Below are 366 nucleotides of genomic sequence, written 5' to 3'. Positions count from 1 at the left end.
CCATGCCACCGCTGATGAACAATCACGGCAATTACATCGTGTCACTCGGCAATGTCTGCCGCTGGCTTGGCACGAAAGCAGAAGAGCTGGGCGTTGAAATCTATCCGGGCTTTGCTGCCACCGAAGTGCTTTATAATGATGAAGGCGCTGTAATCGGTGTTGCTACTGGTGATATGGGCGTCGAGCGTGATGGCTCGCACGGTCCAAATTACACGCGCGGCATGGCGCTGCTTGGCAAATATGTTCTGATCGGTGAAGGCGCACGCGGCTCGTTGGCAAAGGAACTGATCGCGAGGTTCAAGCTTGATGAGGGTCGTGAACCAGCCAAGTTTGGTATCGGCCTCAAGGAACTCTGGCAGGTCGATC

At 54.9% G+C, this 366-nt stretch carries 1 protein-coding gene; it reads left to right on the top strand.

The annotated features are described in order from the left end of the window. On the top strand, positions 1-366 hold a 366-nt coding region (locus QSJ70_RS27440; RefSeq protein ID WP_502871732.1), incomplete at both ends, for an NAD(P)/FAD-dependent oxidoreductase.

It is taken from the genome of Brucella sp. NBRC 12950 (assembly GCF_030268145.1).
Classification (GTDB): Bacteria; Pseudomonadota; Alphaproteobacteria; order Rhizobiales; family Rhizobiaceae; genus Brucella.
The sequence above is the reverse complement of the archived record's forward strand: the minus strand, read 5'-3'. Positions and strand labels throughout refer to the sequence as shown.